Origin of the sequence: Streptomyces sp. NPDC059009, from assembly GCF_042740175.1 — a bacterium.
GTDB lineage: Bacteria > Actinomycetota > Actinomycetes > Streptomycetales > Streptomycetaceae > Streptomyces.
This window is the reverse complement of record NZ_JBHYJB010000034.1, coordinates 1-25,981: the sequence shown is the minus strand read 5'-3', so window position 1 is coordinate 25,981 and position 25,981 is coordinate 1. Positions and strand designations below refer to the sequence as shown.

Annotated in this window: 20 protein-coding genes, 1 tRNA gene and 1 pseudogene; 10 read left to right on the top strand and 12 right to left on the bottom strand. The window is 70.9% G+C overall.

Annotated elements, in window-relative coordinates:
- The first annotated feature begins 31 nt into the window (after window positions 1–31).
- Together ACFWYM_RS30100 and ACFWYM_RS30095 are read left to right on the top strand one after the other, a co-directional pair.
- Window positions 32–583: a hypothetical protein gene (locus ACFWYM_RS30100; protein WP_384844200.1), complete on the top strand. Its 552-nt coding sequence runs from the start codon at window positions 32–34 to the stop codon at window positions 581–583.
- Window positions 584–655: 72 nt separating this feature from the next.
- A pseudogene (locus ACFWYM_RS30095) lies at window positions 656–916 on the top strand (YrhB domain-containing protein); the annotation flags it as partial.
- A 180-nt stretch (window positions 917–1,096) separates the two neighbouring features.
- Here ACFWYM_RS30095 and ACFWYM_RS30090 read toward each other — a convergent pair.
- Window positions 1,097–2,053 carry a cupin domain-containing protein gene (locus ACFWYM_RS30090; RefSeq protein WP_384844197.1) on the bottom strand — a complete coding sequence of 319 codons (957 nt, stop codon included), beginning with the start codon at window positions 2,051–2,053 and terminating at the stop codon, window positions 1,097–1,099.
- Between the two features lie 209 nt (window positions 2,054–2,262).
- On the opposite strand from ACFWYM_RS30090, the gene ACFWYM_RS30085 reads away from it, so the two are divergent.
- Complete coding sequence (locus tag ACFWYM_RS30085) at window positions 2,263–3,084, top strand: SDR family NAD(P)-dependent oxidoreductase (protein ID WP_384844194.1); 822 nt, start codon at window positions 2,263–2,265, stop codon at window positions 3,082–3,084.
- A 27-nt stretch (window positions 3,085–3,111) separates the two neighbouring features.
- Here the strand turns inward: ACFWYM_RS30085 and ACFWYM_RS30080 are convergent, their stop codons facing one another.
- Together ACFWYM_RS30080 and ACFWYM_RS30075 are read right to left on the bottom strand one after the other, a co-directional pair.
- A complete protein-coding gene (locus tag ACFWYM_RS30080) occupies window positions 3,112–4,554 on the bottom strand; it encodes a carboxylesterase/lipase family protein (protein ID WP_384844191.1) in 1,443 nt (480 codons plus the stop codon).
- Window positions 4,555–4,613: 59 nt separating this feature from the next.
- Window positions 4,614–5,531 carry an MBL fold metallo-hydrolase gene (locus ACFWYM_RS30075; RefSeq protein ID WP_384844188.1) on the bottom strand — a complete coding sequence of 306 codons (918 nt, stop codon included), beginning with the start codon at window positions 5,529–5,531 and terminating at the stop codon, window positions 4,614–4,616.
- Between the two features lie 177 nt (window positions 5,532–5,708).
- On the opposite strand from ACFWYM_RS30075, the gene ACFWYM_RS30070 reads away from it, so the two are divergent.
- Window positions 5,709–6,602 (top strand): helix-turn-helix domain-containing protein, encoded by an 894-nt coding sequence (locus tag ACFWYM_RS30070; RefSeq protein WP_384844185.1) that lies wholly within the window; start codon window positions 5,709–5,711, stop codon window positions 6,600–6,602.
- A 275-nt stretch (window positions 6,603–6,877) separates the two neighbouring features.
- On the opposite strand, the gene ACFWYM_RS30065 is transcribed toward ACFWYM_RS30070, so the two are convergent.
- From ACFWYM_RS30065 to ACFWYM_RS30045, 5 genes are all read right to left on the bottom strand, one after another.
- Window positions 6,878–7,456, bottom strand: a complete 579-nt coding sequence (locus ACFWYM_RS30065; RefSeq protein WP_384844182.1) for a hypothetical protein — start codon at window positions 7,454–7,456, stop codon at window positions 6,878–6,880.
- A gap of 248 nt (window positions 7,457–7,704) precedes the next feature.
- The gene (locus ACFWYM_RS30060) at window positions 7,705–10,044 is read right to left on the bottom strand and encodes a hypothetical protein (protein WP_384844179.1); all 2,340 of its coding nucleotides are present in this window, start codon (window positions 10,042–10,044) and stop codon (window positions 7,705–7,707) included.
- Window positions 10,044–10,118: transfer RNA gene (locus ACFWYM_RS30055), tRNA-Pro, on the bottom strand. The genes ACFWYM_RS30060 and ACFWYM_RS30055 overlap by 1 nt, the downstream gene beginning before the upstream one ends.
- 69 nt (window positions 10,119–10,187) lie before the next feature.
- A complete protein-coding gene (locus ACFWYM_RS30050) occupies window positions 10,188–11,756 on the bottom strand; it encodes an oleate hydratase (protein WP_384844176.1) in 1,569 nt (522 codons plus the stop codon).
- A 149-nt stretch (window positions 11,757–11,905) separates the two neighbouring features.
- The gene (locus ACFWYM_RS30045; protein WP_384844173.1) at window positions 11,906–12,352 is read right to left on the bottom strand and encodes an Lrp/AsnC family transcriptional regulator; all 447 of its coding nucleotides are present in this window, start codon (window positions 12,350–12,352) and stop codon (window positions 11,906–11,908) included.
- A 184-nt stretch (window positions 12,353–12,536) separates the two neighbouring features.
- On the opposite strand from ACFWYM_RS30045, the gene ACFWYM_RS30040 reads away from it, so the two are divergent.
- Complete coding sequence (locus tag ACFWYM_RS30040; RefSeq protein ID WP_384844170.1) at window positions 12,537–16,031, top strand: indolepyruvate ferredoxin oxidoreductase family protein; 3,495 nt, start codon at window positions 12,537–12,539, stop codon at window positions 16,029–16,031.
- Here the strand turns inward: ACFWYM_RS30040 and ACFWYM_RS30035 are convergent.
- Window positions 16,001–17,815, bottom strand: coding sequence for a TIGR03086 family metal-binding protein (locus ACFWYM_RS30035; RefSeq protein ID WP_384844167.1), 1,815 nt, complete (start codon window positions 17,813–17,815; stop codon window positions 16,001–16,003). The genes ACFWYM_RS30040 and ACFWYM_RS30035 overlap by 31 nt on opposite strands.
- A 93-nt stretch (window positions 17,816–17,908) precedes the next feature.
- On the opposite strand from ACFWYM_RS30035, the gene ACFWYM_RS30030 reads away from it, so the two are divergent.
- From ACFWYM_RS30030 to ACFWYM_RS30020, 3 genes are all read left to right on the top strand, one after another.
- The gene (locus ACFWYM_RS30030) at window positions 17,909–18,577 is read left to right on the top strand and encodes a TetR/AcrR family transcriptional regulator (protein ID WP_384844164.1); all 669 of its coding nucleotides are present in this window, start codon (window positions 17,909–17,911) and stop codon (window positions 18,575–18,577) included.
- 249 nt (window positions 18,578–18,826) lie between these two features.
- A complete protein-coding gene (locus ACFWYM_RS30025; RefSeq protein ID WP_384844160.1) occupies window positions 18,827–20,080 on the top strand; it encodes a PTS transporter subunit EIIC in 1,254 nt (417 codons plus the stop codon).
- Between the two features lie 195 nt (window positions 20,081–20,275).
- Window positions 20,276–21,316 (top strand): iron-siderophore ABC transporter substrate-binding protein, encoded by a 1,041-nt coding sequence (locus tag ACFWYM_RS30020; RefSeq protein ID WP_384844157.1) that lies wholly within the window; start codon window positions 20,276–20,278, stop codon window positions 21,314–21,316.
- Here the strand turns inward: ACFWYM_RS30020 and ACFWYM_RS30015 are convergent.
- From ACFWYM_RS30015 to ACFWYM_RS30005, 3 genes are all read right to left on the bottom strand, one after another.
- Window positions 21,265–21,576, bottom strand: coding sequence for a hypothetical protein (locus tag ACFWYM_RS30015; RefSeq protein WP_384844154.1), 312 nt, complete (start codon window positions 21,574–21,576; stop codon window positions 21,265–21,267). The genes ACFWYM_RS30020 and ACFWYM_RS30015 overlap by 52 nt on opposite strands.
- A 158-nt stretch (window positions 21,577–21,734) precedes the next feature.
- On the bottom strand, window positions 21,735–22,103 hold the full coding sequence (locus tag ACFWYM_RS30010; protein ID WP_384844152.1) for a peptidase inhibitor family I36 protein: 369 nt from the start codon (window positions 22,101–22,103) through the stop codon (window positions 21,735–21,737).
- 121 nt (window positions 22,104–22,224) lie between these two features.
- A complete protein-coding gene (locus ACFWYM_RS30005; protein ID WP_384844149.1) occupies window positions 22,225–23,175 on the bottom strand; it encodes a MerR family transcriptional regulator in 951 nt (316 codons plus the stop codon).
- A gap of 693 nt (window positions 23,176–23,868) precedes the next feature.
- Between ACFWYM_RS30005 and ACFWYM_RS30000 the strand changes: the two genes are divergently transcribed.
- Both ACFWYM_RS30000 and ACFWYM_RS29995 read left to right on the top strand, forming a co-directional pair.
- Window positions 23,869–24,621: a chitinase gene (locus ACFWYM_RS30000; RefSeq protein WP_384844145.1), complete on the top strand. Its 753-nt coding sequence runs from the start codon at window positions 23,869–23,871 to the stop codon at window positions 24,619–24,621.
- Window positions 24,622–24,885: 264 nt separating this feature from the next.
- Entirely contained in the window at window positions 24,886–25,941 is a 1,056-nt protein-coding gene (locus ACFWYM_RS29995; protein WP_384844142.1) for a chitinase, read from the top strand.
- Window positions 25,942–25,981: the final 40 nt, after the last annotated feature.

The following is a 25,981-nucleotide window of genomic DNA, read 5'->3' as shown; positions in this document are numbered from 1 at the left end:
GGGGTGCCGGGTACGGGACCAGCATGGACGCATGACGACAGCTCATGCTCCCCGCGTCTCCCCCGCCCCCGCTTCCGCTCCCGCTCCCGCTCCCGCTCCGGAGCTGGCACCGGCACCTGCACCTGTGTGGGCCCGCCGAGCCGCCCACGCCATCGCTCTGTGCGCGCTCCCGTCCGGTCTGTGGCGCATCGCCATGGCCTCCGGTGTCTACGTGGGCTACAGCGACCAGGTGCTGCGCGACGTCTTCGACATCCCGGGCTGGGGCATCGTCTACGTCGCGGGCCTCGCCGTCCTCGCGGAGCTGGCCGCCCTGTTTCCGCTGCTGCTCGTCAGCGACACCTGGCGACCTCTGCGCCCTCGGACCCTCACCGCACTGTCGTGGACCGCCTCGGGCGTCCTGGTCCTGGTCGCGCTGTGGCAACTCGTGGTCGCCTTCACCGTCGAGAGCCAGACGTACATGGCGAGCGATACGGCACAGGCCGTGTGGGCCTTCGTCTTCGCCCCCTTGTTCGCCATCCCTGCGCTGTTGACCGCGGTGACCTGGTCGTACGCCAGGCGCCACCGGGCCCGAGGGCAGGCATGACCCGCCTCTCCTGAACGGCTGCGGCGCAGAAACTCGCTGGGCGGCATCTGCCCCATAGGGGATCCTGCACGCATGATCGAGCGCGAGGCCGCAGTTCGTATCGTTGAGGAAGAGCTCGCCCGCGAGTACCAGAAGTGGGCGGCTCTCGGCGTGGACTCGATGCGCACGACTGTGCTGTGCGTGGAGGAACACGAACTGGTCTGGAAGGTCTACTGGCAATCCGAGGAATACGCCCGCACCCGGAACCTCGCCGCCATGTTCGTCGGCCACGGCCCCTACCTCGTCGACCGACTCGACGGCGGACTGCACAGCATCGGGGCTGCCGCCGAGGTGGACGGGGCCTGGGAAGTCGACTACCGCGTCCGCATCCGCGGGCTGACCGTCCGCACTGCCGTGGACGAACTCCACGATGAGATACGCGAAGCCGCCGCCGCGCACGGACGCATGCGAGCGCTCCGCACGGTCCGGCTAGCGCATACCTCCGGACCGTGCAGGCGGGGCGGCGCGAGCCTCCTACGTGGCCGGCCCCACCGCCGCCCGCGCCGGGCCTCCGCGCCGGTAACGCCCCGGGGGTACGCCGAGTTCGCGGGAGAAGGCGCGGGAGAAGGCGAACTCCGAGGTGTAGCCCACGGCTTCGGCGATGTCAGAGACGAGGCGGTCGGTCTCGCGCAGCAGGCGGGCGGCCAGGTCGATGCGGAGCCGGGAGAGGTAGGCGAGCGGGGTGGCGCCGACGAGGGTCTTGAACTGGCGGGCGAAGGCCGGGCGGGACATCGCCACGTCGCGGGCGAGGGTCTCCACCGTCCAGGGCCGGTGCGGGGCCTCGTGCATCAGGGACAGCGCGGCTCCGATGCGGGGGTCGCGCAGGGCGGTGAGCCAGGACCGCTGCCCGGTGTCGTCGGCTCCGGTTCTGTCCAGCCAGGCGCGGATGACCTGGACGAAGAGTACGTCGGTGAGGCGGGTCGCCACCGCTTGGGCGCCGGGGCGCTCCTGGGAGGTCTCGGCCGCCAACAGACGTACGACGCCCTGGAGTTCCGGGTCGGCGGACATGCCGGGGACGTGGATGACTTCGGGCAGCGCGGACAGCACGGGGTGCCGGGACGTGTCGCCGTGGTACTGGAACTTGCCGCAGACGACCCGCACCACCGGTCCGGAGCCGCCCAGTTCGACGACGTTGTCGCGGCCCGGCGGGTGGGCGGCGGCCAACTCGGTGTAGGGAACGGCCTGTTGTTCCGGGTCGCCGGTCAGCTGGTGTGGCACGCCGCGCGGCAGCAGTGCCACGTCCCCGGAGACGAGCTGGAGCGGCGGCGCGTCCGCGGTCCGCAGCCAGCAGGTGCCCTCCGCGATCAGGTGGAATCCGGCCGTGTCCAGCCGGTCGAGTCCGCAGCCCCATTCGGAGCCGTGTGAGCGCAGTTGGGCGAGCAGCACGCCACTGAAGCCCGTCGTCGTCAGTACGTCCGCGAGTACGTCCATACCCTGAACCCTAGCCCCCCGACACCACACTTCTCATCGGCGACCGAGACGATCAGGCAAGTTCTGGAGCGTATCTGTCATGGATCGTATAGCTCGGCCTTCCTACCGTTTACGTCATAGGAACTGGCGCCCAGGAGTCGGCATCCGCTCCTCCACCTGCAATCCGCAAGAGATCGACCGATCAAGAGACAGTGAGAGTGAAGAACACCATGAGCAAGAACAAGGTCTGGTTCGTCACCGGTTCCTCCCGTGGCTTCGGGCGCCGCTTCGTCGAGGCCGCCCTGTCCCGCGGGGACCGGGTCGCCGCGACCGCCCGGGACGTCGCGGCCTTGGACGATCTGGTCGCCACGTACGGCGACGCGGTGCTGCCGCTGCGCCTCGATGTGACCGACAAGGAGGCCGTGTTCACGGCCGTCGACCGGGCTAAGGCGCACTTCGGACGGCTCGACGTGATCGTGAACAACGCCGGACACGGCCTGTTCGGCACCGTCGAGGAGCTCACCGAGGAGGCGCTGCGCGCGCAGTTCGAGGCCAACGTCTTCGGCGCCGTCTGGGTCACCCAGGCCGCCCTGCCCCACCTGCGCGAGCAGGGCAGCGGTCACATCGTCCAGGTGTCCTCGACCGGCGGCCTCGTCGGCTGGCCGGTGGTGGGCGGTTACAACGCCTCGAAGTGGGCGTTGGAGGGGCTCAGCGAGTCCCTGGCGCAGGAGGTCGCGCACCTCGGCATCAAGGTCACCCTCGTGGAGCCGGGCGCCTACGCCACCGACTGGGCCGGCGCCTCCGCGGTCCAGATGGATGCCAACCCCGCCTACGACGTGGTGCGCGAGGGCCTCGCCGCCTTCATGTCCACGCTCGACCTCGGTGACCCGGCCGCGGCCGGTGCGGCGCTGTTGAAGGTCGTCGACTCCGACAACCCGCCGCTGCGGGTCTTCTTCGGCACCCAGGGCAACGAGTTGCTCCCGCAGATCTACGCGGACCGCCTCAAGACCTGGGCCGACTGGGAGGACGTCTCGGTGCAGGCCCAGGGCTGACCTGCCGTCAGCCGACGGCAGCCGACGTCAGCCGAAGGTCTCTACGACGGGACTCCGCGCATCGTACGGAGACCAGCCCGGGTCCCCCGTGCGCGCGAACGCGGCCCAGGCGCCGTGCACTTGGGCCGCGAGTCCCGCGGGGGCGGGGTCGGGGCCGAGCAGGCGGGCGTCACCGTGCAGCCAGGGCTGGTCGGCGACGTCGAACACGAAGGGCAGCTCGACGGTGTGGGCGGCGCCCAGCCTCCCGCCCAGGGCCGTCGAGCGGTACCCGAACGCGTAGCGGTATGTGCGGCCGTCGCCCGACATCCGCGCGTGGGCCTGCGCCATGCACGTCGTCCCGGCCTCGAAAAGGGTCTGCGCGAGGACGGCGGAGCGCAGCTCGCCCGGTGTGCCGTCCGGCCGCGCCGCACGGTGCGCGGCGAGGGCGGCCTCCGGGTGCGCATGCGTCCGCGCCGCGAGGGCGAGGAGGTCGGCTTCGGTGGTGGACTCCACGTCGCCCTGCGGTACGACGTAGAGGTGGCCCTCTTCGGTGTTGGTCCCGATGAGCAGGTCGACATCTGCGGCCGGTCCGTCGGCGAGAGCGTCGGCGGGCTGGACCGGCAGGACCAGGCTGAACGGGCTGAGGCCGGCCAGCGGGTCCGTGGCCGTACCGGTGCGGAGGTCGAGGCCGGCCAGGGCGGGCAGGATCGCCAGGAGGCGCTCGTCCGGGATCGCGGCGAACGCCTCGGCGGTCGGTTCGACGCCCAGCGCGGCGGCCGCCGCGGCGGTGACCCGCCGGGCCTGCTCCGGGGTGAACGCGCCGGTGCCGTTGCCGCTTTGGACGATCGCCCGCCGGAACAGGCCCTTGGCCTCCGGCGTCGCGAGCAGCCCGCCGACGAGCGTGGCGCCGGCGGACTGGCCGAAGACCGTGACGTTGTCGGGGTCGCCGCCGAAGCACGCTGCCGTATCGCGCACCCAGGCCAGTGCGGCGACCACGTCGAGCAGCCCGCGGTTGGCCGGAGCACCCGCCAGGTCGAGGAACCCGGGGATGCCGAGCCGGTAGTTGACCGTCACGAGGACGACGCCGTCGCGGGCGAACGCGCTGCCGTCATAGAGCGCGGCCCGGTTGGAGCCGGTGACGAATCCGCCCCCGTGCACGAAGACCATGACGGGGCGGCTGCCGCTTCCGTCTGCGGCGGGCGTGTGGATGTCGACCGTCAGGTACTCCTCGCCGGGCACCCAGCCCGGCCCGAAGTAGGGGCTCATGTCGAGTCGGCCGAAGTCGCGGGCCGGCTGGGGAGCTGTGGGCGAGGGCCGCGTGCCGTCACGGACACCGGGCCAGCCCGGGTGCGGCACCGGCCGGGCGAACCGGCCCGCGCCGGTCGGTGCCGCCGCGTACGGGAGGCCGCGGTAGCGCTCGCCGGAGGCGTCACGGATGCCGCGGACGGCGCCCGCCGGGGTTCCGACGAGCGGAACTGCCTGTCGGGACACGGGACATGCTTCCTCTCTGAGCATCAGGAAAACTCTGCGCAGCAGGAAAACGCTGGGCATCAGGAGATACGGGAGAAGCCCGCCCACTCCTTGATCGCGAACTTCGACCCGCTGCGCGCGATCTCCGCGGCGCCGTGGCCGCCGAAGTGCGCCGGGAACACAAGGGCGTTGTTCTCGGCGGCGCGGCCCAGCAGCCGGTGCCGGGTGGCGCGGGACTCCGCCGGGTCCTCGCAGAAGCAGGAGTTGACCTCCGGCTCTGCGATCTGCAGCGCGGTGTGCACCAGGTCCCCGACGAACAACGCCTGTTCGCCGCCCGATTCGAGGGTGAGCACGGACGAGCCGGGAGTGTGCCCCGGAGCGAGATCGAGACGCAGGTTCCTGTCGATCCGGTACGTCCCCTCCCACAACCGTGCCTGCCCCGCCTCGTGTACCGGCGCGACGCTGTCCTCGAAGACGTTCTGGTTCCCGGGCCCGAGCACGCTCTTGTGGCCCTTGGCCGGGTCCCAGAACTCGAAGTCCCGGCCGGTCATGAGGTACGTGGCGTTGGGGAAGGTCGGCACCCACGTCGTACCGTCGAGGCGGGTGTTCCAGCCGACGTGGTCGATGTGCAGGTGGGTGTTGACCACGATGTCGACGTCCTCGGGCCGCACTCCGGCGGCGGCGAGATTGTCGAGGTAGTCGGTGTCCAGTCGGCTCCACACCGGCACGTAGGGCCGGTCCTTGTGGTTGCCCACGCCGGTGTCGACGAGGATCGTGCGGCCCTCGCTGCGCAGCAGCCAGGACTGGATCGCCGTACGGCACTCGTCCGTCCCGGGATTCCAGAAGTCGGGCGCCAGCCAGTCGCGGTGCTCGTCCCACGAGCCGTCGGGGCTGTCCGGGAAGAACTGGCGCGGCGCCAACCCCACCGAGCCGTAGAACTCTTTGATCCGGGTGACGGTGACATCGCCGAGGGTGATCTGCTGCGGATTCTGATCCATGCGGTCTACGGAGTCTGCGGGGTCCATGGGGTTCATGCGGTCCGTCCTGAGGTCGTCTGGTGCACGCGTACGAACGACACCGAGCCTGGCCGCCCGATCGGGCAAGAACCACTCCCCCGTTGTCCTGCTCCCCGCAGGGTGTGGCCGGGGCCGGGCCGCCCGTCGAATACTGGTGCCATGAACGGACCCGGCCCCCTGGGCGCCTTCCTCCAGGCCCGACGCACACAGCTGAAGCCGGACGACGTCGGCCTGCGCGACTTCGGGCCGCGCAGGCGGGTGGCCGGGCTCCGGCGTGAGGAACTGGCTCAGTTGGCGGGTGTCAGCGTCTCGTACTACGCGCGGCTCGAACAGGGTCTGTCGCGCGGCGCCTCGACCGAGGTGCTCGACGCGATCGCCCGCGCGCTCCTGCTCGACGACCACGAGCGCGCGCACCTCGGCCGCCTCGCCGACGCCTCCCGCCACGCGCCCCGGCTGCGCCGCCCGCGGCCCGAGAGGCTCGCCGACGAGACACGCGACCTGCTGCGCGCCGTCGACGGCGTCCCGGCGATCGTCCTCGGCCGCCGTACGGACGTTCTGGCCTGGAACACGCTCGGACACGCCCTGCTGGCCGGTCACCTGGACTTCGACGCCCCGCAGGATCCGGCGCGGCGCCCGAACATGAGCCGGATGCTGTTCCTGGACCTGCACTGCCGGGAGCTGTACGCGGACTGGAGGCGCAAGGCGCGCGCGGTGGTCGGCAACCTGCGCGTCGCCGTCGGCAGGCACCCGGAGGACGCGCTGCTCGCGGAGCTGATCGGCGAACTGACCATGAACAGCCCGGAGTTCGTCGCCCTGTGGGGAGACCACCGGGTGGCGCCGTGCGATGCCGCGTCCTACGACCTGCGCCATCCCGTCGTCGGCTCGGTGACGGTGACCCAGCAGACGCTGTCGATCGCCCGCTCGCCGGACCAGTCGCTCATCGTGTGCACCACGCCTGCCGGGTCCTCCTCCGAGGAGGCGCTGGCACTCCTGGGGCAGGCGGGCGGCAGCCGGGCGGGGGACATCGAGAAGGCAGGCGCCGTCGAAACGTGAGCGGTGGTGCCCCGTGTTGCCATGCGGGACACCACCGTCGGCGGACCGAGCTCTCGTCAGGTGATGTGGCGGCGCCTATAGCGTCGCGCAGCCCAGATCCCCACGACGAGGCCAGGAACAAGGCAATTGAGGAGATTGATGGTCCCTCCGCCCCCTTCCAGGGCCCATATGCCCAAGGCCAGGAGCAGCGCGGTGCAGGCCAGCGTGACCAGCACTCCGATCGCTATTTCGGTCCACCAATTCCGAGAGCTGTAATCCATACCCGCGATCACCGCCTACTTGGTGATGAAGTGGCACTGCACTGCTTTGCGCTTTCCATTCACGAAGAATTGGGCGCATGACTTGCCGTGCTTGGGGATCGTGTGGGCACCGAGTTTGTAGGTGGGGAAGGACCCCGTGTGACATGTCTTCCGCAGCGGCCCACGCTTGATCTGGTACGTCTTTCCTGACGTGTCGGCGTAGTGGAATTCCAGGCGCGAGTTGCAGAAGCGCGAGCCGAGAGCCGCGACGCCCACACAGTCGATACCGGCTATCTGGCTGTTCACCTTCTTCCCCGACCCCTTGATCGCGTGCGTCAGGAAGCAGCCCGACGGCACCTTGATCGTCACGCCGCCGTGCGAGTACGAGAAGACGCCGAGGGCCGCGGACCCCGTCGCCGACGCGGGCATGCCCGGCGTGTAGTCCGGGGCCTTGACCTCCTCCTCTTCCTCGGGCGTGACCTCTTCACCGGGCACATCCTCGATGACCACGTCGTCGGCGAGGACTTCGCCGGAGTAGTCGGACGGGACATCCTCGGACGCCTGGGCCGTCGAGGCACCGACAGCCAGCAGAGCAGCCGTGGACACACCAGCCATCACGACAGCAGAAAATTTGCGCATTTCAAACCCCCCAAGGTTTGTGCTGAACGAATCGGAAAAGACCGTATCCAGGTTCTACACGCTTGTCGAACCGCAGAGTTCAACACCACGAAATATTCAACAGCATTGAATATGTCGCACGTTCAGGCCGAGAGATGACTCAACCTGCCCACTATCAGAGGAACTTGAAACTCCTCACGCTTTGACCATTGCTTTACCTGGCGAGTCTGCGTGTGGGCGATACGTCACGGCTCTGTGATCGATGACACGCGCCGACGCGTCGCGTCATCGGTCGGGTCCGGCCGGAGCCAGTGCCCGTCCGTGCTCCAGCCCAACAGGCGCCGTGCGGCGCCCCGTTCGGCCGTGCCGTCCGCGTCGAAGCTGCGGCCCGAGGCGATCAGGCGCAGGCCGGTCAGCGCGGGTGCCAGGCGCGCGGCGACGTGGGCGGGGTGGCGGGCCGCTTCCTCGTCCAGCCAGGTCAGTACGCGGGCTTGTGCGTCGGCGTCGCACAGCGAGAGGTGGAACAGCAGCTGCCGCCAGGCGTAGGCCGCGTCCTTGATGGTGGCCAGCGGCCGGGGGTTGTGGTGGACCCGGGCGGTGAGCCGGCACACCGTACCGAAGCAGCGGCGGGCCAGGTCCTCCCAGCCGGGCTGCGGGGCGATGCCGACGCGGGCGACGAGCGTGGCGAGGTTGTGCGTGGTGAGAATCTGGGCCTGCTCGATGACCTTGCCGCCCGCCGCCACCGACCACAGGTCGCCGCCACCGGCCCGCTCGGCGCACAGCTTCGCGAAGCCCGGCGTGGTACGGGCCCCGTAGGAGCGGTTGAGGGCCGCGGCCGACTCCGAGATCGCGAGGTTGCGGACCGCCTTGTAGTCGATGCCGTAGTAGCGCTCGTACAGCGAGCCCGCGAGCAGCTCGGCGGCGACGCGTGCCGCCGCCAGGAACTTGGGGCTGAAGGTGCCCATGAAGATGTCCGCCGCCAGCTCTTCGACCAGCGGCGCGCCCAGGTCGGCCTGGCGGGCCAGGACGCCGAGTTCGCGGATGAGCGGGTTGGGCAGGATCGTGCCGGGGAAGCCCTGGACGGCCAGCTCGCCGAGTTGGCGCAGGGCCTCGGCGGCAGGTTCCTGACCGGCACCGGTGTCGGCGTGGGCTGTCACCGCGCGGGCCCAGGGCAGTTCGTCGACGCGCACCTGCCGTTCCAGGTTGAGCAGCAGCAGGGAGCGCCGGTTGCGGAAGGCGCGGTAGTTCGCGGCCATCAGGCGGCGCAGCGGCTCGTCACGGTACGTCTGCGCGGTGGTGACGGCCACCAACTGCGGGATCAGCTCGGCCAGCACCTCGGCCGACGGCACCACACCGCGTTCGACGAGGGTGCCGAGCGGAGCGCTCAGCGCCGCCTCGACGACCTTGCGGATCGCGGGCGGAATCTGCGCGCCGGACGGGAGTCCGGTCTCTTCCTGTTCATGCACCCCGACCGGCGCGACGAGGGGCGCCACGTCGGCCGCGCCCACCTCCTGCGGCAGGCCGGCCAGGCGGCGCAGGACCAGTTGGGCCAGGGCATGGTGTGAGGGGAGCGCCGCCTGCCGCGCCTGTGCGTGGCGCAGGGCGGTGTGCTGGGCGGAGTCCGGCAGGCCGCGCTTGCGCACCATGGATGTGATGGCGTGCCGCAGCATGCCTGCGCGGCGGGCGTCCAACGGGCGCCCTGCGACCACTTCTTCGAGCGCGCCGCGCAGGATGCCCAGGTTCTCCTTCGGGCTGCGGTGCTTGGTGCAGAGGGTGTGCCGGGCGGCCAGCTCGCGGTAGCGGGTGAGCAGTGCCGCGGCGCGGCGCAGCCAGGCAGGGTCCGGGGCGTCGGTGAGGTCACGGCCCTCAGCCGTGAACTCCAGCCACAGCACGAGCAGTTCGTCTGCGAAGGGCTGCCAGACGGCGAGCGCCTCACGCTGGGTCTCGACGGCCGTGTTGGGCCGCCGCCGGGCCAGGGTCTTGCCGGTCTCGGCCACGGTGCGGCGGTGGACGGCGGCCACGTCCGGGGCGGCGTGCCGCGCGGGCCGGGGCAGGAACCGCAGCCGGTCGGCGAACGGCTCCAGGACATCCACCAGGTGGACCGCCTGCTCCAGTTCGCCCCGGCGCACCAGCCAGGCCAGCGTGAGGAGGGACGCCTCCTCGGGCAGGTCGACCCGGTAGCGGCCGCTGTCCAGCAGCGCGCACAGCCAGGCGAGGCCGGGCTCGGTGAGGCAGTACGCGAACAGTGCGTGCCGCGTCGCCGGGACCCCGAACTCCTGCGCGGCGCGCACCTCGTAGGGCTCGAGAGGGCCCTCGGCGCCCGCCGTGCCCGTGACGAATCCGCCGCGTACGACCTCGGGGGTCACCCAGGACGGGAGGTCCGCCACCGGAGCCCGCGAACCGATCGTGAGCTTCCCCTCGGCCATGCCGGCGAGCACCGCGCGCCAGCGCTTCGTGCGGTCCTCGGCGCGGTGGCGGGTGCTCGCGTCCTCGTGCGTCAGGGCGGTCACGAAGGCCCTGCTCAGTTGGTCCAGCGCGTAGCCGGAGGAGGCGACGGGGGGCTGCTGCTCAGCGTTCTCATCCATGGCCGACGCGGCAGGTTCTGCCCCTGCGCCCTCCGGGTCCCGAGCCCGGTGCTCTGCTGCTGAGCTACGCGTCGTTCGACTGCGAGGCTAAGCGGTGGCCCCGGCGCCGCACCAGCGGATTTATGCCGCGTGACCGTGTGACCTCAGCGCCGGTGCATGGTGGCCAGCGCCTCGACGAGCACCTTCGGGTCGTGGCCGCCCTTGTAGACGGGCGGGGGCTGCTTGTCGAGGTGCAGGAGCCGGGCGACGGCGGTCCAGGCGGTGCGCACCGAGTACTCGACGGTGAAGACGACGTCGTCGGGGACTTCGGCGTACTGGCCGATGAAGGCGAGGTTGGCGGAGCCCTCGGGGACGACCTGGGGCCGGTCGCCGTGGCTGCGCACGAGGAACTGGCTGGTGATGTACGGCATCAGGGCCGGGATCACGGTCGAGGAGTTGAGGATCTCGCGGCTCTCCTCGAACCGCAGGTGGTGCAGGACCTCGTCGAGGATCTCCCGGCCTGTGCACTCGCGCATCGGCTTCTTCACGAAGTCGCCGGCCTTGTCGGGGAACAGGGCGTAGCCCCACCACACGTAGGTGTCCTCGGGCTGGTCGCGGAAGTGGGGCTGGTGGTTGAGGACGATGGTCAGCAGCCAGCCGGAGTCCTTGAAGGTGATCAGGCCGCCCTTGCCCGCCTCGCTGCCGGAGAACTTCTCCATCAGCTCGAAGAAGGTGGGGTCCTTCGTGGTGACGGTGAACGACTCCCAGGTGGAGTCGTCGGTCGAGGAGTCGAAGACGCGGGGGTTGCCGAAGCCGTCCCGCTTGGCGGCCAGGGTCTCCCACAGCTTCCAGGCGCCGCTGGAGTCGGAGGTGGCCGGCGGGGCCGCGGCGTCGGTGGCGCCGAGCGTGGAGTCGGCGGTCATGGAGCCGTTGGTGACGAGGACGAGGTCGCCCTCGCCGACGGGGACCTCCTCGCTCGCGCCGTCGCGCGTCCACGTCAGGCTCTCCACGCGGAAGGAGTCCCCGGATTCGGTGATGCCCAAGTCCGTTACCTGGGTGCCGAGTTGGACGGTGACGCCCTGGTCGGTGAGCCACTTCATCAGGGGCCGCACGATCGAGTCGTACTGGTTGAAGCGGGTCCGGTAGATGCCCGACATGGAGTCGAAGGTCTTGAACAGGTGGATGAACCGGTTGAGGTAGCGGCGGAACTCGATCGCGCTGTGCCACGGCTCGAAGGCGAAGGTGGTGCACCACATCCACCAGAAGTTGGTGTGGAAGAACTCCTGGCTGAAGCAGTCCACGATGCGTTTGCCGTCCAGCATCCGCTCCGGGGTGCCCACGCACTTGACCAGCTCCAGGCGGTCCCGCTCGGAGAAGCCCATCGAGTGGGCGTCGACGACATGGCCGTTCGCGTCGACGAGGCGGGCGTGGTCGTCCCAGGCGAAGTCCTCGTGGAAGGCGAAGGTGTCCTCGGTGACCGACTTGGACGGGTCGTCCAGAGAGGGGATGGAGCCCAGCAAGTCATACGTGCACTCGAAGTGGATCTCGAACATGCGGCCGCCGCGCATGGTGTAGCCCGTCTCCGGTGAGCCCGCCGCGTCCAGGCTGCCGCCCTCGCGGTCCTGCTCCTCCAGGACCACGATGTCCGACCCGGCGAACTTGCCCTCGCGGATCAGGAACGCCGCCGCCGACAGGGACGCGATGCCGCTTCCCACCAGATACGCCTTCGCCATGCTCGTGCTCCCTCGGTCGATTCCTGCGGGGGTTGCTGGGGTTCCCTGTGGTCGCTGCGTCTCCGATCGTTCCCCAGCCGTGTCCGTATCGCAGGAGTACATGGCTGAATGGGTGGCTATGGCATGTTCCGGCCCTCCGCGGCGGGGGCTCAGTCCTCCCGCGTCCACGAGCCGAGCACCATCAGCGTGCGGGTGCCGATGACCTTGCCCGATCCGCGGAGGCGGTCGATGACCACCTGCAGATGCTCGATGTCGCGCACCCGTACGCGGACCAGGGCGTCGAGGTCGCCGGCGATGGTGAACACGGCCTGCACCTCGGGGGTGCCGGTGGTGCTGTGGAGGATGTCCTGGATGCTGGTGGTGCCCGCGTAGCGCAGTTCGGTGAACGCCTCGACACCCCAGCCGAGTTTGGCGTGGTCGACCTGGACCGTGAAGCCGGTGATGACACCGGACTCCCGCATGCGGTCGACGCGGCGCTTGACCGCGGCGACGGAGAGCCCGACTTCGGGGGCCATGTCCGAGAACGTGCGCCGGCCGTCCGCCTGGAGCAGGCGCAGCAGTTGGTGGTCGATCTCGTCCAGTTCGGCACTCGCCATGGCCGCTCCTTCGCCTTGACACATCTGTGACACAACTACGCAATGAAATCACGCGAGTTGAGCCTTCGACTTGAGTTCTTTGCGTCTTGGAGGCAATCAGTCAGACAGGTCTTGCGTGGCGGAGTGGCCGGTTGTGTGCTGTGTCCCTCGCCACTGTCCGAACTCCCGCCGTGTGGAGGACCTCGTGAGTGCCCCCATCCGCATCCCGTCGCTCGACGACAAGTACACGGCCGCCAAGGGGCCTGCCCTGATGTCGGGGGTGCAGGCGCTGGTGCGGCTGGCTCTGGAGCAGGGGCGTCTGGACCGGGCACGGGGGCTGGACACCCGGGTCTTCGTCTCCGGGTATCAGGGTTCGCCGCTGGGCGGTGTGGATCTGGAGATGGGGCGTGCCGCCGGGTTCCTGGACGAGGCCGGTGTGGTGTTCAAGGCCGGGCTGAACGAGGAGTTGGCGGCGACCGCGGTCGGTGGCACGCAGTTGCTGGGCCGGTTGCCGGGCCGCCGCCACGAGGGGGTCACCGGGTTCTGGTACGGCAAGAATCCGGGTCTGGACCGGGCGGCCGATGCGATCCGGCACGCGACGATGGCCGGCACGGCGCCGCTGGGCGGGGCGGTGGCCTGGATCGGGGACGACCCGGACTGCAAGTCGTCCACGGTGCCCAGCTCATGCGAGGTGATGTGCCAGAGCCTGTGCCTGCCGCTGTTCGCGCCGGGTTCGGTGCGCGAGCTCATCGAGTACGGGCTGCACGCGGTCGCGCTGTCCCGGGCCGCGGGGCTGTGGACGGCGCTGAAGGTCGTCTCCGATGTCGCGGACTCCTCGGCCACCGTGGATCTCACCGGCGTCGGCGAGGACATTCCCGCACCGGAGCGCCGGGCGGAGGGGGCGGCGCCGGTGCTGGTCGGGCCGAGCGCGCTGGACGCCGAGCAGGACCTGGTGACCCGCCGCCTGGACATCGCCCGCGGCTACGCACGGCAGCACGGCCTCAACCGCGTGGTCGCCTCGGCCCGGCAGGCGCGGCTCGGGGTGGTGGCCTCGGGCACGTCCTTCGCGGTGGTGCGCCGGGCATTGAGCGACCTGGGTATCCACGAGGAGGAGTTGGAGCGGCTCGGTATCCGGCTCATCGCGCTGGGCATGCCCTTCCCTCTGGACGGCGCGCACCTGGCCGAGCTGACCGAGGGCCTGGACCGGGTGCTTGTGGTGGAGGACAAGGGCGACTTCCTCGAAGGCCACCTGAAGCAGGCCCTGTACCGGCGTTCCGACGCACCGGTCCTGCTGGGCCGCCGGGACGAGTCGGGCCGCCCGCTGCTGCCGGTGCGCGGCGCCCTCAAGGCCGAGGACGTCGCACGGGCGCTGACCGGGCTCGTCGGCGCCGAGCGGCTGCCCGCCCAGGCGTCGGCCCTCGCAGGGAAGCCGCGGCCGTCGGGGCCGCGGCTGCTGCCACTCGTGGCCGCCCGTACTCCGTTCTTCTGCTCGGGCTGCCCGCACAACCTCTCCACCCGGACCGCCCCGGACACCCTCGTCGGCGTGGGCATCGGGTGTCACGCGATGGTCGCCCTCGACGACAGCGACCTGCGCGGCAACCAGATCGGCATCACGCAGATGGGCGGCGAGGGCGCGCAGTGGTTCGGCCTGGCTCCCTTCACCGACGACCGGCACTTCGTGCAGAACCTCGGCGACGGCACCTTCCACCACTCCGGCTCGCTCGCCGTCCGTGCCGCCGTCGCGGCCGGGGTGACCATGACGTACAAGCTCCTCTACAACGAGGCCGTCGCCATGACCGGCGGACAGCGTGTGGAGGGCGGCCTGGACGTCGCCGCGCTGACCCGGCTGCTGGCGCTCGAAGGTGTGCGCCGCATCGTCGTCACCACGGCCGAGCCGCGCTCCTACCGGCGCATCCGCCTGGATGTGCGGGCCAGCGTGCGCCACCGCGACGATCTCGCCGACGTGGAGCGCGAGTTGGCCGCGGTCGAGGGGGTCACCGTGCTGATCCACGACGACCGCTGTGCGGCCGAGGAGCGGCGGATGCGCAAGCGCGGCCTGCTGCCCGCTCCTGCCGCGAAGGTCGTCGTCAACGAGCGGGTCTGCGAGGGCTGCGGTGACTGCGCGGTGCAGTCCACGTGCCTGTCGGTGCAGCCCGTCGAGACCGAGTTCGGCAGCAAGACCCGCATCCACCAGCCGTCCTGCAACTCCGATCTCAGCTGCCTCAAGGGCGACTGCCCCTCCTTCCTCCTGGTCGAACCGGGCTCCTCCCCCGCTTCCTCCCCCGCCACCGTCCCCGCCGCCGTCCCCGTCCGCCTGCCCGAACCGCCGGGCCCCCTGCCCGAACCGGAAGCCCGCTTCACCGGCCGCGAAGTCGTGCTGCGCATGCCCGGCATCGGCGGCACCGGTGTCGTCACCGTCTCGCAGATCCTGCAGATGGCCGCCCACCTGGACGGGCTGCACGCCGCGGGCCTGGACCAGACCGGTCTCGCCCAGAAGGGCGGACCCGTCGTCAGCGACGTCCGTATCGGCAAGGACCCCGTCAGCGGAGCGGTGCGCGCCTCCGCGGCCGGCGTCGACGCGCTCATCGGCTTCGATGTGCTTGGCGCCGCCGCCGACTCCACGCTGGCCGCCTGCGCTCCCGGGCGGACGGTCGCGGTCGTCAACACCGCCGTCGTGCCCACCGCCGCGATGATCACCCGCCAGGTCGCGGTGCCCGGCGGCTCCGAGGACGCCCTGGCGAAGATCGCCTCTGCGACCCGCGACACGACGCTGCTCCCCCTGGACGCCCAGGGGCTGGCCGAGCAGCTCTTCGGCGACCACATGCCGGCCAACATGCTGCTGCTCGGGGCCGCCTACCAGCACGGCTGTCTGCCGGTCAGCGCGGCGGCAGTGGAAAGCGCCGTCGAACTCAACGGCGCGGCCGTGGCGAAGAACCTGGCCGCCTTCCGCTGGGGGCGGGCCGCGGCGCACGACGCCGAGGCGGTACGAAGGGCTCTGGCCCCGCCGCGGCAGACCGCCCCCAGCGGCTCCCACACCCCCAACACCCCCAGCGCTCCCAGCACTCCCAGCGCGACGCTGGAGGAAGCGGTCGATCTCCGCGTCGCCGACCTGACCGAATACCAGAGCAGCGACTACGCCGAGCGCTATCGGCGGGCGGTGCAGGCGGTCGCCGCGATCGCCGCCGAGCGTGCGGGAGAGGCGGACGGACGGCGCATCACCCGTGCCTTCGCCACGTCCCTGCACCAGCTGATGGCGTACAAGGACGAGTACGAGGTGGCCCGCCTGCACCTGGACCCGGCCGAACAGGCCCGGATCCGCGCGGAGTTCGGCGCGGACGCCACCGTGTCGGTCCTGCTGCACCCGCCGGTCCTGCGGGCGCTCGGCATGAACCGGAAGCTGCGCCTGCAGCGCACCATCGGCCCCGCCTTCCGCGCCCTTCGGGCCGCGCGCCGCCTGCGCGGCACCCCGCTGGACCCCTTCGCCCACTCCGCCGTACGCCGCACGGAGCGCGCCCTGGTGACGGAGTACCAGCAGCTGATGCGCCAGGCCCTGGACCACCTCACCCCGGACAACGCCGAGGCGGTGGTGCGGATCGCGGAGCTGCCCCGGACGATCCGCGGCTACGAGCACATCAAGATGGCGCGCGTCGAGGAGTACCGCGTGCGGGCTCAGACGGCGTTGGACGACTTGGCGCGCTGATCCGGGCGGCCGAGGAACGCCAGGAGCCGCACATGAGCCGGTGCGTCGGCCGGGGCCGGGAGCCGCGGACCGAACAGGCCGGGGCCTCGGTAGGCGTCCATGTCGACCGTCGACATGTGCGTGAGCAGGAGCTCGCACAGGTGCTGGTCGACGAGGTCCTCCCGTCCTGCGGCAAGGGCCAGGTCCACGCCGTGGACGAGCACTTCGGTCAGGTGGATCAGCGCCGCCCGCGGCCCCGGGACCGGGCCGAAGGAGAGGCGCACCGTCACCTCGTCCAGGGCGGCGTCGGTGGGGGCCGCGTGCTGCCAGGCCGCACGGTCGGCGTCGGCAGCGGCCGCGTAGGCACCCTGCGGGTCGGTGCCGAGCCAGTCGTCGTGGTGCTTGCCGCCGGGATCCGTGCCGGTCAGCTCAGCGGCGTGGATCCGCATGCCGCCGACGAGGTGGTTGAGCGTCGTGTGCGCATCCCACTCGTCGCAGGGAGTGGGGGCCGACCACCCGTCGTCGGGGATCGCGTGCACCACGGCGCCGGTCATCGTCAGCGCCCGGCTGATGGCGCCTGCGAGCACGGGGCGACGGACCAGCACCCGGTCCAGCCAGTCGAAGATCCGCGCGCACGCCAGCCGCTGCGCCCCGGACTGGCAGTGCGCGTCGGCACCCTCGCCCTCGGTGAACGTCATGAGGGTCTTCTCGCACGTCAGGTGGTCGTACAGCTTCTCCGGCTGCCCCTTGAAGAAGCCGTCGTCCTCTCCTGAGCAGACCAGGACCGGGCAGGCGATCCGCTCGGCGATGCCGTCGCGCAGGTGGTAGTCGAGGTAGGCGGCGCAGAACGCACGCGGGGTGTCGACGCCCATCGCGAACATGCCGTGCTCGACCGCCCACTTGAGGGTGGGTGCGACGGCCATCCCGGCCGCCAGCTCCGCGTCCAGCTCAGGGTCGTGAGCGGCCCGCAGCCGGCGCTCGGCCTCGTCGCGGGGCGACCCGAGCGAGGCGGTGCTGATGTCGCCGAGGTCGTAGACGCCGTCGAGCGCGACGACGGCGACCACCCGGCGGTCGAAGGCGGCCGCGCGGGGCGCCAGGACGCCGCCCATGCTCAGGCCGAGCAGGGCGATCCGCTCCGGGTCGACCCCCGGGAGCGTGACGGCGTGGTCGAGCACCGGCGTGACGACGTTCTCCCAGTCCGGCCGGAACGTCAGCCCTTGGCGGTGGCGGGTGCCCGGCTGCCCGGGGCCGTCGAAGACCAGGACGGTGTATCCGCGCTCGACGGCCGCGGCCGCGCCGAAGAAGTGCATCTCCTCCGCGGTGCCGTCGAAGCCGTTGAACATCACCACGGTCGGGCGGGGCGCGCCGGAGTCGTCGGGGCGGTAGAGGTAGCCGGGCAGCGTCGTGTCCTCGTAGGGGATCTCGACCGGTTCGACGGCGGGGGTGAACAGCGCGGCGGCCTGCCGGAAGCAGCGCACGGAGGCGTCGTAGGCGTGGCGGATGCGCGGGTCGGCGGCGTTGCCGTGCAGGAAGAACTCCGCGGAGCGGTAGTAGTTCGAGGCGCGCAGGAACCCGTCGCGGGCGCTGACGCGGTGACCTCCGTCCAGCGCCGCCTCGGCCTCGCCGGAGATCCGGTCGGCCGTGGCCAGCCACTGGTCGTGCCAGCTGTCGTAGTCGCCGACGGTGATGCGCTGGGCGGTCATGGCGACCTCGCCGAAGTCGGCTCCGCCGTAAGGGATGTGACCGAGCGTCCGCAGGGTCTCGTACCAGAAGGAGGGGTGGTCGGGGAAGAAGATCGGCTTCATCACGGAACTCCTAACGCAGTTGAAGACTGCTTTAGTGCGACCTTAGGTCGAGGGCACCACAAACGCAAGCGGTCACTGCGTTAATGTGGGTGCGTGAATGAGACCCCCTCGTCAACCCCCTCGTCGGCCGCCCAGCCGACGCCACCTCCCGCCGGCGCCGCCAAATCCGCCAAGCCCGCCAAGGCCGCCAAGCCCGTCGAGCGCCGCCCGGGGGGCCGCAGCGCACGGGTCCGCAGCGCCGTCCACCAGGCCGTCACCGACCTGATCGCGGAACGCGGTTACGGCACCTTCGCGGTGGGCGAGGTCGCGGCGCGCGCGGGTGTGGCCGACAGCAGCATCTACCGCCGCTGGGGAACCCTGGAGGCGCTGCTGATGGACGTGGTCGTCAGCCGCCTCACCGAGGACTCCCCCATGCCCGACACCGGCAGCCTTTCCGGGGACCTGAGCGCCCTCGCGGCCAAGGCCGCCGAGGACGTCTCCGGACCGGACGGCCTGGCCCTGCTGCGCACCGTCGTCACGGCGCTGGCCGCCGGCCCCGACGGCGAGGCGGCGCGCGACCACTACCTCGCCGCCCGCTCCGAACAGCTCCAGGCCATGCTCGACCGGGCCCGCGCCCGGGGCGAGGCGGCCCCCGACGTCCTGGACGTCCTGGATGCCGTCCTGGCGCCGATCTACATCCGGGTGCTGTTCGGCGTCGTTCCGCTGACCCCGGATTACGTCGACGGCCTGGTCGGCCACCTGCTCGCCCGCCGCCCGGAGTGACCCGCCCGCCACCGCCCGACACCACCGCCTCCGCCCCCGGCCCCCCTCACAGGGCCGGGGGCGGAGCCGTTGCCGGACCCCCCGGGGGCCTACGACCCGTGAACCAGGACCAATGGCCGGAATTCATCTGGTTCAGCTCTGGTATACCTGACATAAGCGGCACAGGGCTTATGCCGCATTTGTGGCCCGCGCGGGACCCCGCTGTCCAGCGCGCGCCCCCGGCGACACCACACCCCCACGGAGAACGACATGAGTACGGCTACGGCCGCGCCCGCGAAGAAGCGGGGCTCGGGCCTGATGCAGGGCATGCAGAAGATCGGCCGCAGCCTGCAGCTGCCGGTCGCCGTCCTGCCCGCCGCGGCGATCCTGCTGCGCCTCGGCCAGGACGACGTCTTCGGCAAGGACGGCCTGCACTGGGGCAAGGTCGCCGAGGTCTTCGCGACCGCGGGCAACGGCGTCTTCGCGAACCTGCCGCTGCTGTTCTGCGTGGGCGTGGCGATCGGTTACGCGAAGAAGGCCGACGGCTCCACCGCGCTGGCCGCCCTGGTCGGATTCCTGGTCTACAAGAACGTGCTGACCGCGTTCCCCGTCGACGGCTCGATCACCGAGGCGCTGCCCAAGGGCACACCGCAGGACCCGGGCGTGCTCGGCGGCATCGTCATCGGTCTGGTCAGCGCGATCGTGTGGCAGCGCTTCCACCGGACCAAGCTGGTGGACTGGCTCGGCTTCTTCAACGGCCGCCGCCTCGTCCCGATCCTGATGGCCTTCATAGGCACCGCCTTCGGTGTCTTCTTCGGGCTCGCCTGGGGGCCGGTCGGCAAGGCGCTCGGCTCGTTCAGCGAGTGGCTGATCGGCCTGGGCTCAGTGGGCTCCGGTGTCTACGGCGTGTTCAACCGCGGCCTGATCCCCGTCGGCATGCACCAGTTCCTCAACACGTTCTTCCAGCAGCAGGTCGGCTCGTTCAGCAAGCTCGACGGGTCGGTCGTGCACGGAGAGATCCCCCGCTTCTTCGCGGGCGACCCGACGGCCGGTCAGTTCATGTCCGGGTTCTTCCCCATCATGATGTTCGGCCTGCCCGCCGCCGCGCTCGCCATCGCGCACTGCGCCAAGCCGCACCGCCGCAAGGCCGTCCTCGGCATGATGATCTCGCTCGCCCTGACCTCGTTCATCACGGGCGTCACGGAACCCATCGAGTTCACCTTCATGTTCCTGGCCCCCGCCCTGTACGCGGTGCACGCGGTGCTCACGGGCCTGTCCATGGCCGTCACCTGGGGCCTGGGCGTGCACGACGGATTCGGCTTCTCCGCGGGCCTGATCGACTACTTGCTGAACTGGAAGCTCGCCACCAAGCCATGGCTGATCATTCCCATCGGCCTGTGCTTCGCCGCCGTCTACTACGTGGTCTTCCGCTTCGTCATCGTCAAGTTCGACCTGCCCACGCCGGGCCGCGAGCCGGAGGACGACGACGAGGCGGCGGAGGCCGAGAAGGTCACCGCCGGCTGACGGCGGCCACCGCCACGACCGTCCGGGCGGGGAGCGTCGGCAACCGTGGGGGTTGCCGACCGCCCTCCCCGCTCCGGACCGGGCACCCCGGCCATGGGCGGCCGGGGTGCCCCTCGTACACGAAGGGCCTATGGTCCCCCGAGGCCGGAACCAACGGCCACATAGCGCAACAATTCATCAGGTTAGCCTCACCTCATGATTACGCGTTCCTCGTCGTCCCCCCGTTTCCTCGCGACCCCTGCCCGCCGCCGTATCACCACAGGCGCTGCCGCCGCGGCCGTGATGCTGGTGGCCGCGGGCTGCTCGTCCGGAGGGAGCGACAGTGCCGGTGACGCTCCGGCCGGGGCGGTGGCCAAGGGGAGTTTCCCCGCGAAGGTCTCCACCAAGTTCGGTGACGTCACCGTCAAGAAGCAGCCCCAGCGCGTGGTCGCGCTGGGCTGGGGCGACGCGGAGACGGCGCTGGCGCTGGGTGTGCAGCCCGTGGGGGCCAGTGACTGGCTGGACTTCGGCGGCGACGGCGTGGGCCCGTGGGCCAAGGGGCTGTACGACAAGAGCCCGAAGAAGATCGGCACGCTGGAGCCCGAGTACGAGAAGATCGCGGCGCTGCAGCCGGACCTCATCCTCGACACGAAGTCGAGCGGCGACCAGAAGCGCTACGACACCCTGAGCAAGATCGCCCCGACCGTCGGTGTGCCCAAGGGCGGGGACCAGTACCTGACCGACTGGCAGGACCAGACCGCGATGGTGGCGGACGCCCTGGGGCTGCGCGGCAAGGGCCAGGAGCTCATCGAGAAGACCCGGGCCAAGTTCGCGGACGTGGCCGAGAAGCACCCCGAGTTCAAGGGCAAGTCGGTGACGTCGGGCTCGCGGACCTCGACGGGCTACGGGGCCTACGTGCGGGGCAGCGGCCGGGTGGACTTCCTGGAGCGGCTCGGCTTCAAGAACAACCCCTGGGTGGAGAAGCAGGGCGGCAAGAGCTTCTTCGTCAACGTGTCCCGCGAGAACGTGGGCGAGATGAACGCCGACCTCATGGTCGTCGAGCCCATCGGGATGTCCGCCGCCGACATCACGGGCGACCCGCTGTTCAAGAAGATCCCCGCCGCGCAGGCCGGACACGACGTGGTCTTCGCGCCCAAGTCCCCGTCCGCCAACGCCTTCGCCACCGACTCCGTGCTGTCGGTGAACTACGCCCTGGACAAGGTCGTGCCCCAGTTCGCCGAGGCCCTCAAGAAGTGAGGGCGCCTCGGCGCTGAACCGCCGCGTGGCGCCGCCTCCCGGCAGGTGGCGGCGCCGAAGGCCGCCGCCCCTTCCCTTCCGGTCTGCTGGTTGGCCGCGACGTAGGGCCGCAGCTCGGTCTCGTAGGCGGTGGATGCCGCGGCGTGATCGCCGTCGGAGGCGGCCAGGTGGCGGGCGAGGGAGCGGGCTCCGATCAGCGCCTGGGAGGTACCCATGCCCGCGGTCGGCGCGGCGCAGTACCCGGCGTCGCCGACCAGCACACCACGCGCCCGTCGGACCAGGAGTCCAGATGGACCTGGGCGCAGGAGGAGAAGGAGAGGTCGTCCGCGGCCGCCATGGCGTCCAGCAGAGGTGACCGAGGGCCTGCGCACCGTCACCGACACGCCGTGACCCACCCAGTGCCCCCCCAACTCACTTCCTAGCAGGGGCCTTTGCGTACCGAGCTGACGAAGCTGTGCAGTTCGCCGAGGCTGTCGGCGGTACGGGGTTCCTGTGCGGCGTGCAGTTGCTCCTTGCTGTAGTTGTAGTCGCCGTAGGTGCACCACAGGCTGTCGGTGTGGTTGGCGTACGACATGGCGCGGTCGTCGAAGCCCTGGGCGGCGAGGTGGGGGCTGCCGAAGCGGAACGTGGCGATGTCGCCGTTGCCGTCGTACTCGCTGAAGAGGCAGAAGTGCCCCTCGGGGCAGCGCTCGTAACCCGGCGGGGAGGCGCTCGCCGGCCCGGGGGCGAACAGCAGCACGGCGAGGGCGCCGGTGGCCAGGAGACCGTGCGTGAGAGTTCGGTTCATGGGCACAGGCATGCCCCTCGGCGTGCTCGCCATGGCCACTCATCCGGGTGAGTTCGGCTCCCGACCAGCGGAAATGAGGGGCGCCCGGGGACGCCGCCGATGCGCCGTCGGCGCAGTGAGGCTACGCCCTCGCACGCAGCGCCGCGGCCGACCAGGCGAGCGCGGCTGCCGGGCTCTGCGGCGCCTCCCAGCCGTTGATGACGGCCAGCAGGGACAGGTACTGGTCGCTGCGTGGGGCGTTCATGCGATCCAGCCGGGCGGCGAGAGTCAGGTAGTGGTCACGGAGGTCGGGAGGGGGCGGGCAGCCCGGCGTGTGCGCGGTGTCGGTCGCGAGCGCTGTGACGATGGGCTCCGCGCGCGGTGAGTCCGGTTCGATTCCGGCCTCGACGGCCGGTGTCGCATGGGTGCGGACGACCTCGGCGAGGATCCGGGGCACGGCCACGGCGCCACCCGCTGCCCGGTACCGGTCCCGTTCCGCCGCCACTTCCCGGGCCATGCCGTGCAGGGCGGCGCGGAAGTCGTCGTCCTGGCACAGCACCGCCAACTCCACCCACGCCTCGATCTGTTCGGGTGCGGGGTCGTCGGGCAGCTCGGGGGTCAGCGTGCGGATGACCGCCGCGAGCGCGGGGTGGTCGTGCAGGCCGTCGAAGACAGCGCCGAGGAACTCGGCCGTCAGGTTCTGCCGTTCGGCCTCGGACAGTCCCAGCTTGTGCATGAGATCCATCTCCTGAGGGGTCGAGCCGCGCCTGGACACCGCCGCGAGCACGGCGCGACGCTGCCGCAGCACCCGGATCTGGACGTCCAGGGCGTCGGCCTGTGTCGCGACGACCTGTGCCAGCGAGACCTCGCGCGCCATGACCCGGCGGATCGTGTCCAGGTCGATTCCCAGCTCGCGCAGGGTGCGTACGAGGTCGATGCGGGCGGCGGCGTCGGAGTCGTAGCGGCGGTAGCCGGCCGGGGTGCGGTCGGTCGGCGGCACGATGCCGGTGTCGGCGTAGAAGCGGATGGTCTTCACCGTGAGCCCCGTCCGCCGGGCCAGCTCGCCGATCGAGTAGAGCGTCTCGCCGTTCATGCCCCTCACTCTCGCGTTTCCCCCGGCGGGAGACTCAAGCGCTGTGCGCGCCGGCCGTGCGCGTCAGTCGTACCCATGGCTAGCGGATCTCCCCGGACGAGGCGGTTCAGATGCTCTTGGTGGATTCGTACGGGTTGATCACCCGGAGGCCGTGGTTGCGGCGGAGGGCGAGCACCGTGGAGCGGACTGCCCTGCCGTACTGGCGCCGGCACTTCCAAGAGCGCGTAGCCGACGAAGAAGATGCCCGCGCCGAGACCGTACGCGGCCGCGCTGACGCCGATGTCCGCCCCCCCCACGCCGCACGCCGAACGTCCGCGCCGCACGCCACACGCCGCACGTCGGCACCCCACACCCCGGGCACCGCGCCGGGAAAGTCCGCGTCACCTGCGGCGACGGTCCGTACGGTGCCGCGAAGGTCTGCACCTTCGGCCGTCAGCCGCCAACAGCCGCCCCACACAGCCCTCTTGACGTGAACACCACCGCCAGTATGGTCTAGTCCAACGAAGCGGAACCGACGGACACCCCTCCGTCCGCGCGCACCCCCCTGCGCGCTTCCGCCGCACCACGAGTGGGCGCTCCACGAGTGAGCGCTTCGGCGGTCAGCGGCCCCGTGCACAGGGCCACTCCCCGCCATCCGCACGCATTCCCCCACCATCACGCCGCCGGTCTCCGGCCTCCCCCCAGGAGTGAGCCATGCGTTCTCGCATACTCGGATTGGCCACCGCCACCGTCTCCGCAGCCGCGCTGCTGACGTTCGTCTCGCCCGCGTCGGCCGACCCCACCACCCCGGCCGCGGCCACCTCATCCCGGAGCGACTCCGTGGCGGCGGACTTCGTCGTCAGCGAGGCCCAGTTCAACCAGATGTTCCCGAACCGGAATCCCTTCTACACGTACAGCGGCCTGACGGCGGCGCTCAGCGCGTACCCCGGTTTCGCGCAGACGGGCAGCGACACCGTGCGCAAGCAGGAGGCCGCCGCCTTCCTCGCCAACGTGAGCCACGAGACGGGCGGGTTGGTCTACATCGTCGAGCAGAACACGTCGAACTATCCGCACTACTGCGACGACACCCAGCCCTACGGCTGCCCGGCGGGCCGCGACAAGTACTACGGGCGCGGGCCGATCCAGCTCAGCTGGAACTTCAACTACAAGGCGGCGGGGGACGCGTTGGGCATCGATCTGCTCAACAACCCCGACCTGGTGCAGAACGACGCGGCCGTCGCCTGGAAGACCGGGCTCTGGTACTGGAACACCCAGTCCGGGCCCGGAACCATGACCCCGCACGACGCCATGGTCAACGGCGCCGGATTCGGCGAGACCATCCGCGCCATCAACGGCAGCCTGGAGTGCAACGGCGGCAACCCCGGCCAGGTGCAGAGCCGCATCGACAACTACAAGCGCTTCACACAGATCCTCGGCGTGGACCCCGGCGGCAACCTGAGCTGCTGAACGCCCCGACTGAGTTGACCCCGACATGAAGGGCCCCGCCGCGACGGGGGAACGCGGCGGGGCCCGTTGCACCAGTACCCGTGTTCGGGCCGCCTACGCATCCGTTCCGGACGCCTTCGGTCCCGGCGGCGGTTAATGCGCTCCGATCGCGGCCTGAAGGCAGCCTTAAGCATCCGGCCCGCCACCCTGATCAGGCTTTTTGTCCGTTTCTTGATCGCTAGCGTTCCTGTCGTCCTCAAGTCCCCCCAACCCAAGGACGCGAACGTGAGCATCTCCCGCAGCACCCACCGACGCAGCAAGCACCGCCCGCTGAAGATCGCCCTGGCCGGCACCGCCGCCACCGCGGTGGTCGGCGGCGGCTTCCTCTTCGTGTCCGGCGCGATGGCGAACGGAACCGCCTCGTCCGACGCCACCGGCGCCAAGAAGGCCGCGGGCTTCGCCCCCTACGTGGACACCTCGCTCTCCCCCTCGTACGACGTCGTGGGCACCGCCAAGAAGCTCGGGGTGAAGGAGTTCAACCTGGCCTTCGTCACCGGCGGCGACGGCTGCACCCCGAAGTGGGGCGGCGTCACGGAGCTCGGCAAGGACCCGGTGGCCGCGAAGATAGGCGACATCCGGGCCGCGGGCGGCGACGTGCGGGTCTCCTTCGGCGGCGCCAACGGCAGCGAGCTCGGGGTGGCGTGCAAGTCCGCCGACCAGCTCGCCGACGCCTACGGCAAGGTCATCGACCAGTTCAAGCTGACCAAGGTCGACTTCGACATCGAGGGCGGCGCGCTCCCCGACACCGCGGCGAACGACCGCCGGGCCGAGGCGATCGCGCAGCTCCAGAAGAAGCACAAGGACCTCGACGTCTCCTTCACGCTGCCGACGATGCCCGAGGGCCTCACCCAGGACGGCGTCGGCCTGCTCAAGTCGGCCAAGGCCAAGGGCGTGCAGGTCGACGAGGTCAACATCATGGCGATGGACTACGGCCCCTCGTACTCCGGCGACATGGGCAAGTACGCCACCCAGGCGGCCACCGCCACGCAGCAGCAGGTCAAGGGCGCGCTCGGCCTGTCGGACGCGGCGGCGTGGCAGGCGGTCGCCGTGACGCCGATGATCGGCGTGAACGACGTCGCGGTGGAGAAGTTCACCCTCGCCGACGCGAAGGAGCTGGTGGCCTTCGCCGAGGAGAAGAAGCTCGGCGGGCTCCACATGTGGTCGGCCAACCGCGACAAGGCGTGCGCGGGCGGCGGCGCCGACGCGGCCCAGCCGACGTGCAGCTCGATCGAGCAGGGTGCGAACGACTTCACGAAGGCGTTCGCGGCGTTCGGCGGCTGACCGACGGTCTGCGTGTGGTGGGGGCGGCGCGCTCTTGGGC